The sequence below is a fragment of the Paenibacillus sp. MSJ-34 genome, assembly GCF_018918005.1.
Taxonomy (GTDB): Bacteria; Bacillota; Bacilli; order Paenibacillales; family Paenibacillaceae; genus MSJ-34.
The window spans coordinates 1-7,853 of sequence record NZ_JAHLPR010000093.1 but is presented as its reverse complement, the minus strand read 5'-3'; the positions used below and the strand labels follow the sequence as shown (position 1 = coordinate 7,853).

The following is a 7,853-nucleotide window of genomic DNA, read 5'->3' as shown; positions in this document are numbered from 1 at the left end:
GTAGACTTCACCTAAAAGGTGCTCCTCTCTTTGGGTGTAGTGTTCTCGACAAACACCATTCTACCAAAGATTTGGGCACTTTTTTATGTTTTCAATGAACGGTACTTTCGAAATTTAGGTTTATTTTTTTAATTTGATGCACTAGCGTTGCATTAATCTTTTCTAACCATTCAAAATCCCCATAATCTTCGGTATTCTATCATCCGTGGCATAAAAAAATCCTTTACACTGGAAAGGTCAGGTAGTTCCTGTCCAAATCCAACGTAAAGGATCGACCATGGACAAGAATACCCTATTTTCTTCATTTGGTAAATGGATTGCACCCATCAATATTGTGAATTTCCAACAACGTATTGACGAAACGGACCAAGACAAGTACGTGAAAAAGCTGACGACTAAAGCGTACCTCCTCCTGTTTTTACATGCACAACTTCAGCAACGGGAAGGACTACGAGCCATTGCAGATGATGTTTTATCAAAGGAATTTCAGCAGGAGCTAGGGCTGTCATCGATCAGCCCATCACAGCTTAGCCGCAAAAATAATCAAGTAGAGCCTGCTTTGCTCGAAGAAATTTTTGTAGACTTGGTGCAGCAGATTCAGAGCGTCTCAGGTAACACGCACTCTCTTCGAAAAGACATCAAAATCATTGATTCGACTACTATTGGGTTATGTTTGCAGAAGTACAAATGGGCAACCTTTCGAAAAACCAAGGCGGGAATCAAGATTCATCTTCGTCTCGTATTTGCCAATCAGGAGGATGTGTATCCTGATAAGATTTCCCTTACGTATGCCAAGTCTAATGACCGCACGCAAATGGAATCGCTGATTGACGAGATCGGAGCCATGTACGTCTTTGATCGAGGATACGTGGATTACGAAAAGTTTGATGAATACACGGACAAAGGCATCTTTTTCGCTTCACGTCTGAAAGATAACGCGGAAGTTCGCCATCTGCATACGTTCCAATTGCCACCAGAAAGCACCGTATTATCGGATTCTATGATCCTTCTAGGAACTCCACAAAAACGGGTGGATAACGTATTACGACTGATTGAGACGCTGGATTCAAAAGGAAATCGCATCCGAATCATTACGAATCGATTCGACTTGGAAGCAGATGAGCTAAGCGACATCTATCGTTGGCGTTGGCAAATTGAGCTGTTTTTTAAGTGGCTGAAACAACACGTAAAGATCAAGACGTTCTATGGAACGAGTGACAATGCTGTACGAAATCAAGTCTTTCTCGCTCTCATTGCCTACTGTTTGTTGCTCCTTGTCAAACGGGAAAGGAACAGTCAGCACAGTCTGTTGCAAATCAGTAGATGGCTCAAAGTGTTTCTCTGGCAAACGTTCGAGCAATGGATCGGCAGAATGGATTACCAGTCCAAACGAACATCCAGAGGTCGACAAAAACGAAATTAGGTGTTGATTGTCGCTAACTCCGTTGTTATAAGTGTATAAAATTACCAAATGGATAGTGGCTACCTTTTGTTTGGTCGTTGTCGTTTTTGGTTTCGAAGTTGAAAATGTCATTCAGAATACTTCGACAAATGACGAACCATTTTTTATGCAACGCTAGTGAATTTGATGCTTAAAGAAAAGTCAAAATTAGGGGCAGTAAAAAATAAAAGCCCTTCCGTATGGAGGGCTCAGGCTGTCGAGAAACCCCCATCCTGAAATTCGGGGATTGGGCAGAAAAAATTTGACCTTCTGGAATCGCTCCTAACGCGTTTTACGAGGGTGGGGAGACATATTTGTACCCCCTAAAATCAAGCGAGAAGTCCCCTTTTTTTCGGAAGGGGACTTTCTCTACACTCTGAGCCCTTCCGTATGGAGGGCTGTTTTAGTTGTATTCCTAGCGTGGGCGTTGTAGTAAGTCCCGAATGGGGACTGGTTGTCAATGCCGGAAATAATTTGACCCACTAGCGCAGGGATAATTTTGACCACCTGTGCGCTTCGACAGGGTACCCTTTTTCTCGCAGCTTCCTCTTTCTATGCCATCGCTCACACAACTGTTAAGCATCATTAGGCTTAGTATGGTACTTCCGATAATGAACGGTATACTCCAACGTATGTTAAGCGCTTCTATCTAAGGTTGTCCTGTGACCGCAAAACGAAATGAAAAGAATAGGACGACAATCCAGCCAAAAAATATCTACTCTTAGTATCATCTTTAACATGTTGAGTATTCTCCTCTGATTTTTTGCTGGCACTTTATAATACTATTCCAAAAAATCTTATAGTCTATGCAGCGGCCAGACAGTCGTCATGACAGCGAGGGCGAGAGGGGGCGAGGAATGTTGCATTCCGTATCGAGGTCTGTACTGATACCGACCGCCGTCCGCTTGGCGGCAGGAGGAGAGGGGGTCATTCTGGTCGGCAGACGCAGGGAAAAGCTGGTGAAAGTCGCCTGGCTCATTGAGCAGGTGGGAGGCCGGGCGCATGTTTTTCCGGCGGATGTAACGAACGGGGAAGAGGTCCACAAGCTGCGGGATCAGGTTGTGGACCAAACGGGGTGGAGCGTACAGCTCCATTCATGACATGGAGTATTTGGTATGGGAATTATACCCTGCGGCTTAACTTGTACTGCCCCTTCTTGGTGACCCAAGTTTTTCTCCCGGCTATGCGGGAGCAACGGTACGGCCGGATTGATTCGATTACTTCGACGATGGCTAATTTTGTGTTCGAGGGATTGGGAGATTATTCGGCTGCCAAAGCGGGTCTGGAAGGCTTGATGAGTACGGGGCCCTTGAGGAAGCCAAGCACGGGATACTCATGAACCTGTTCAACTAAGCAGCTCTTATCGGTTGCTTCTTAAACTGGGGCGTTCCTGACATCGTATGCCTGAGGGAAAATCGACTACTGCATTAGAGAAAACCGCATTAGGGGGGTTCTCCTTGATGCTCATTCTAATGTAAAGAACAAGCTAACTGGTTTATATAACTGGGAGTAAGTTGAATCATCAGTAACTATTCGACGATGAATATTTGCTAAAATTTATATTGCGTAACGTAACGCTATATTATATAATATAACTAAGGAGCTTAGGAGAAAATTGGTGCTGACGGGATAACACCCAATTGACTCCTTTATCCCAGGCTTCCCCAAAACTGTTTTTGTACGATTCAAAATTTGTTTTTTAGGGAGGATACGCTTATGCCACATAAACTATCGTCTACACATTTAATCAACCAAGGTGATACTTCTATTAAGTATCCAGGCACTGAGACTTCTGCTTTTACTGACAAGAACTTTTACAAAAATTGCGGTAAAACGGGCGCAAGCGGAGACATCAAGACATTTGGATGTGCAATTTGCTCTTTAGCCATGTTTATCCTGTACAAAGGCGGTTTGACCAACAACAATGACAATACCTATAATGCCGTTGTGGAGGCAACTAAAAAAGGTACAAACAACGATGCTGATTTTACGGCAAAGGGTTTCACAGCAAAAATGGAAAATAAGGACATCGAAGTAGCAATTGATAAAATAGCTGACATTTCTGCTGAAGTCCAGAACGGAAATATCTGCATGGTAAAACTTGAGGAAGGAAAGAACATGCATTTTGTAATCGTGGACGGATGGAATTCCTCGGCTTCGGGTTTTGACAGATATCTTGTTGCCGATCCCGACGGCGGCACTCAGAAAACGCTAGCTGATACAATGAAAAAAAGAGGATTTACGGTTGATGCTAAAGTCATTACTGGAAAATATAAACTTAGCTAATATATTAGCCGAGGACAGGATATCCTGCCCTCGGCTTTCTGCTAATTAGTCATCAAGTCGTGATGCCAGCAGCCATTTACCATCTACATATTCAATTCTTACGGTCAAAGGATCAGAGGGATCATCAAGGACAGTTTTATCTAACTCAATTTCTACAACATTATCTTTTTGTCCTTTTAGCCTGGCGGTATCAACTAGGAATTCTATTGGCCAACCGTGTCCTCCATTATTCGTGTCTACATAAAGCTTCCCTTCATAATCCCTATAAAGAGGACGGTCTCCTTTATCCGACGTCAGGTAACGAGAATAAAATACTGTTTGAGCCATATCTTTTGTAAATACTTCCTCTACCGCTTTTTTCAAATCCGCTACCGATTTGACATTTTCGTCAATAACAAGAGCATACCCATCTTCGCCTGGAATCGTTTTCGTCTCATCGCTTTTGAACCATCCAGATCCGTTAAACATTCCATATAAACTTTCTGCCTTCGGTATAAGCTCGTTGAGAATATCTTTTGCTTCTTTGTCAGTGAGATTGACCGAAGAGCTTTCTATAGCATTCGTTTTTGTTGCTTCAGTTGGACTACCCATGCCACTCTCACAACCAACAAGTAAAACAGAGAATGCCAAAAACAAAAAAAATCCACTCATTAGCCTTTTCATAAAAACCACCTTTATTTTCATTTTAGTAAATCCTTATTTTAGACATAATGAAAATCGTATCTGTTTCGCTTTTGCAACAATATTTAAAACATTCAATAAAACCACTTAATCATGCATCTATTGAATCCTTGTTCGAAGCCGAAAGGCAATTTCTTTCCCTGTGGTTTGATCTATCCGTCTTGAATTATCCAGGCTCTGATTCGTAATTAGCGATTCTAAGCACAGTAATGTTCCTAATTGTGTAATGACTTTAATTATACGTTTGTATAATAAAAAAGCAAGGGATTTTTATCCTTGTGAGAAGAAAATTACGGATAGAGCTCTCTCATTTAAATCCGGCTTAAATCCGTTTCAGCCGGAAAATTGGTGTACGCCCAGCATGGGCGTAGGGTGAAAGTCCCGAACAGAGGTTGGCGAGCGCCTACCGTTAGCCAAGGGCAAGGGTGTCGGTCGCGAGGCCGAATCTGGAGGAAGCCGGAGGCAAATGCACGGGTCAAGGTACACGAACCCAATTTGAGGCAGGGTTGGTCGGATGAGTTGCCATCACACAACGAAATCCAAAGCCGCCAAGGGCTAGTCTGTAAGCTTGGGTGGTCACGGGCAGATAGATGTGAATGAACAAATTATCAAATGAGATATAGAGGTAGCCAAACGGTTAGACCTTTTCAGCAGGACTTGGATCGGTTGGACACGATTCCAGGAATTTCAGCGCTGCACAGATCATAGCCGAAATTGGAACCGACGTCGGTTCCATATAGCATTTGGGTTGAGTAACAAAACAGGGAGAAATATTTTATATCATTGCTTCTATCGTAATTACTATGAATTGCTGTTTAAAAACCATCCAGCCCGTTATAGACTGGATGGTTTTTGTGTGAAGAGCGGAACATTAGGTGAATCTCCAGCAGGCATTTTGAACTTCACCCGATGCCCCAAGTTGGCTCATCATGTTAGGGCTAATATCAATAATCGCGCCTTTCATCACAAGAGGATCTTTATTGCAGTCAGTACCGCATTTTTCGCAACGTTTTTTATCATAGTAATCAGGTTTTTGTGCACGCGGGACATCTCCTGTATTCCAATAGTAGTCGGATCCGCAGCGATCCGCATCAAAGTATGGCCCTACATCCCAGATTTGCCCAACCGAAGTCTTTTTATTTCCTGGATTAATAATACGACACTTTTTTTGCAAAGTCCGTAACCGGGCAATGCCACATAGTTTGCGGGCGGCGCTCCATGGCCTGTTCCCTGGCAATATGATGCGGAGCCGGCGTTAAAAACAGTTGCCCGTCCTTGGAACCAAACCCCAACACTAATGGAAGCAGATCTTCCGGCAGAATCAGCAACCGTAATTTTTCGTCCGGAATTTTGGTCATAGACCGATGAAATCGTTGCAGAAGTCGATCCTCTTCCATTCGATAGATAAACGGAGCCAATCGTAAAGGCACGGTCATTGGTTGGAGAATTTGCATAGATTGTAACCCAACCGTTGTAATTCGTGTCTAAACGTCCTCCATCGATGGCCTCTACAGTAACGGTAAAAGCTTGGCGTGAGATCACACTACCCGAATAATAACTTTCACCAGAAACGGCTTTTCCAACATAAACGCTAAGAGCTGTTGCCATTCAAGACACTCCTTTCATTAGTGAAAAACACTATTTTAGTAAAGTGGGAGTTTAACCCGCAGCATACCATCCGCCATACGATGCAACGCCATCGGAATCGTCAATATCATTTTTGTCAATGCTGCCAACATTGTTTGAACCGCTACTGCAAGGCGTATAAGGTTGGTCATGATCATATTGGTAGATATGTGCACCGGAATCTACTTGACCTTGGCTAAAACTACGGGTTTGCCATTTAAATACGACATCGGGAACATTGGAGTAAATATAACGAATAGTGTTATAGCCTCCGTAAACCCCGATCTTATAGTTGGATTTCCCTTGATTAGCTAAGTCACGCATATACTGCTGGACACCTTCAAAATAGGGTTTTACATAGTTTTGAAGATCTGTTGGTTGTGCATCATAATCAACACCAAAATAAATAGCCGAGTAATGGGGTTGCCCCGCATCTTCTGCCTGACTGACGGCATTCTTTGCGGCTTCGTATCCTTTGTTGTAACTAAAATCCTCATTCTTATTATTGGAAAGTTGATATACTGTCCAAATTTCCAATCCATGCTGTGCAAGCCGCAATGCCTCTTGTGCAGTGAGCTGTTTCCAAGACGTTCCATAATATCGTCCTACAGCGCGAACGCCGTTATTAAACAAACACCATAAAGCATCGCTATCCGAAGATCCGAACGGTGCAGCACGGTCAATACCAAAAGCATTTCTAGCCATACTAAAACCTCCTTCGTAATATAGCGTAATATTACGCATTATAAGGGCCCTTGAGCACACGGTATCATATAGCGTAACGTAACGCAATATAACATTGTATTTTTTGCAAAGAAAAAGTTAATCTTTTATGATTAAGGAAATAATTTGTTTATTCGGAAAAACAATATTTAAGAAAGGAGTGGAAAGGTTGAAGAATATATTACTTGCCTTTCTGATGTTTTTTTTATTTTTGGCTGGGTGTTCATCGAATACTGATCCTCAAAAAGACGATAGCCAGACTGTACCGCCTGCAACTCCTAATCCAATAAATAATGAAACTGAGCCGCAGACTCCCCCTGTAAGTTCTCCTGAAAGTCAACCAATGGAAGAGCTAAACCCATTAGAAAGTCAAGCACCAGAGGATGAACAACCGAGTCTGCCGGAAGATGGAAGTGATTTGTGGGAGAGAGATAAATGGGATAAGATGGGTATGCCTAACGCTGACATTATTGGAATCGTTAAAGAAGTTGATGTTCAAGATGGGTATCTAGTTAGCTTAACCGTTGAAGTTGAACAACAAATAACGGATTTTGGTAGTATTCAAGAGGGGGATAGTTTAACTATTCTTTATTACGATGAATTACCGGATGGCTTTGTTCCGGCTGTCAACGACCGTATTAAAACATTATTAAACCACTATATAACGGGAGCGGGAAGAAAAATCGAATGGGGAGGATTCACATACGACCTTTGTTATGAGAAAGATGGGAAAATTGTCAATGTATTTGGAAGAGTGTTTGTAGACAAGACATTCGATGAGTATGTCAAAAGTCAAAAGCAGCCCTTATCGGCTGCCTCTTAAACTGAGGTGTTCCTAGGCATCATATATCCGAGGGAACCGACTATAGCACAAATAAAGAAAACCGCCGAACCGGGCGGTTTTCCCATTGATTGCTCATGTTTTGTAGAACAAGCTAACTGGTCTACAAAGCTAGGAGTAACTTGGATCATCAGTAATAGGATCTCGGAATAAACCGGGCGATTGAGGCTCAATTTGGGGTGCTTGAGTTAAAATTATCGATGTAAACGTGTTTTTGAAAGCAATTTTCAAAAATGCGTATGCTAAAGAACCCGA

General features: G+C 42.5%; 8 protein-coding genes. 5 read left to right on the top strand and 3 right to left on the bottom strand.

Features of this window, described 5'->3' with window-relative positions; translation table 11 throughout:
• The first annotated feature begins 277 nt into the window (after nucleotides 1-277).
• The 4 genes from KQI79_RS26740 (at nucleotide 278) to KQI79_RS26725 (ending at nucleotide 3,727) form a co-directional block, all read left to right on the top strand.
• Nucleotides 278-1,423, top strand: a complete 1,146-nt coding sequence (locus KQI79_RS26740; RefSeq protein ID WP_035986408.1) for an IS4 family transposase — start codon at nucleotides 278-280, stop codon at nucleotides 1,421-1,423.
• 875 nt (nucleotides 1,424-2,298) lie between these two features.
• Nucleotides 2,299-2,541: an SDR family NAD(P)-dependent oxidoreductase gene (locus KQI79_RS26735; protein ID WP_186328496.1), complete on the top strand. Its 243-nt coding sequence runs from the start codon at nucleotides 2,299-2,301 to the stop codon at nucleotides 2,539-2,541.
• On the top strand, nucleotides 2,538-2,780 hold the full coding sequence (locus tag KQI79_RS28420) for an SDR family NAD(P)-dependent oxidoreductase (RefSeq protein ID WP_144941255.1): 243 nt from the start codon (nucleotides 2,538-2,540) through the stop codon (nucleotides 2,778-2,780). The genes KQI79_RS26735 and KQI79_RS28420 overlap by 4 nt, the downstream gene beginning before the upstream one ends.
• Before the next feature lie 377 nt (nucleotides 2,781-3,157).
• Complete coding sequence (locus KQI79_RS26725; protein ID WP_144941253.1) at nucleotides 3,158-3,727, top strand: hypothetical protein; 570 nt, start codon at nucleotides 3,158-3,160, stop codon at nucleotides 3,725-3,727.
• 45 nt (nucleotides 3,728-3,772) lie between these two features.
• Here the strand turns inward: KQI79_RS26725 and KQI79_RS26720 are convergent, their stop codons facing one another.
• From KQI79_RS26720 to KQI79_RS26710, 3 genes are all read right to left on the bottom strand, one after another.
• On the bottom strand, nucleotides 3,773-4,411 hold the full coding sequence (locus KQI79_RS26720; protein ID WP_144941251.1) for a hypothetical protein: 639 nt from the start codon (nucleotides 4,409-4,411) through the stop codon (nucleotides 3,773-3,775).
• Between the two features lie 1,101 nt (nucleotides 4,412-5,512).
• The gene (locus tag KQI79_RS26715; protein ID WP_216541387.1) at nucleotides 5,513-6,016 is read right to left on the bottom strand and encodes a hypothetical protein; all 504 of its coding nucleotides are present in this window, start codon (nucleotides 6,014-6,016) and stop codon (nucleotides 5,513-5,515) included.
• Nucleotides 6,017-6,067: 51 nt separating this feature from the next.
• A complete protein-coding gene (locus KQI79_RS26710; protein ID WP_186328495.1) occupies nucleotides 6,068-6,739 on the bottom strand; it encodes a DUF1906 domain-containing protein in 672 nt (223 codons plus the stop codon).
• A 187-nt stretch (nucleotides 6,740-6,926) separates the two neighbouring features.
• Here KQI79_RS26710 and KQI79_RS26705 point away from each other — a divergent pair, with 187 nt between their 5' ends.
• On the top strand, nucleotides 6,927-7,580 hold the full coding sequence (locus KQI79_RS26705) for a hypothetical protein (RefSeq protein WP_144941245.1): 654 nt from the start codon (nucleotides 6,927-6,929) through the stop codon (nucleotides 7,578-7,580).
• Nucleotides 7,581-7,853: the final 273 nt, after the last annotated feature.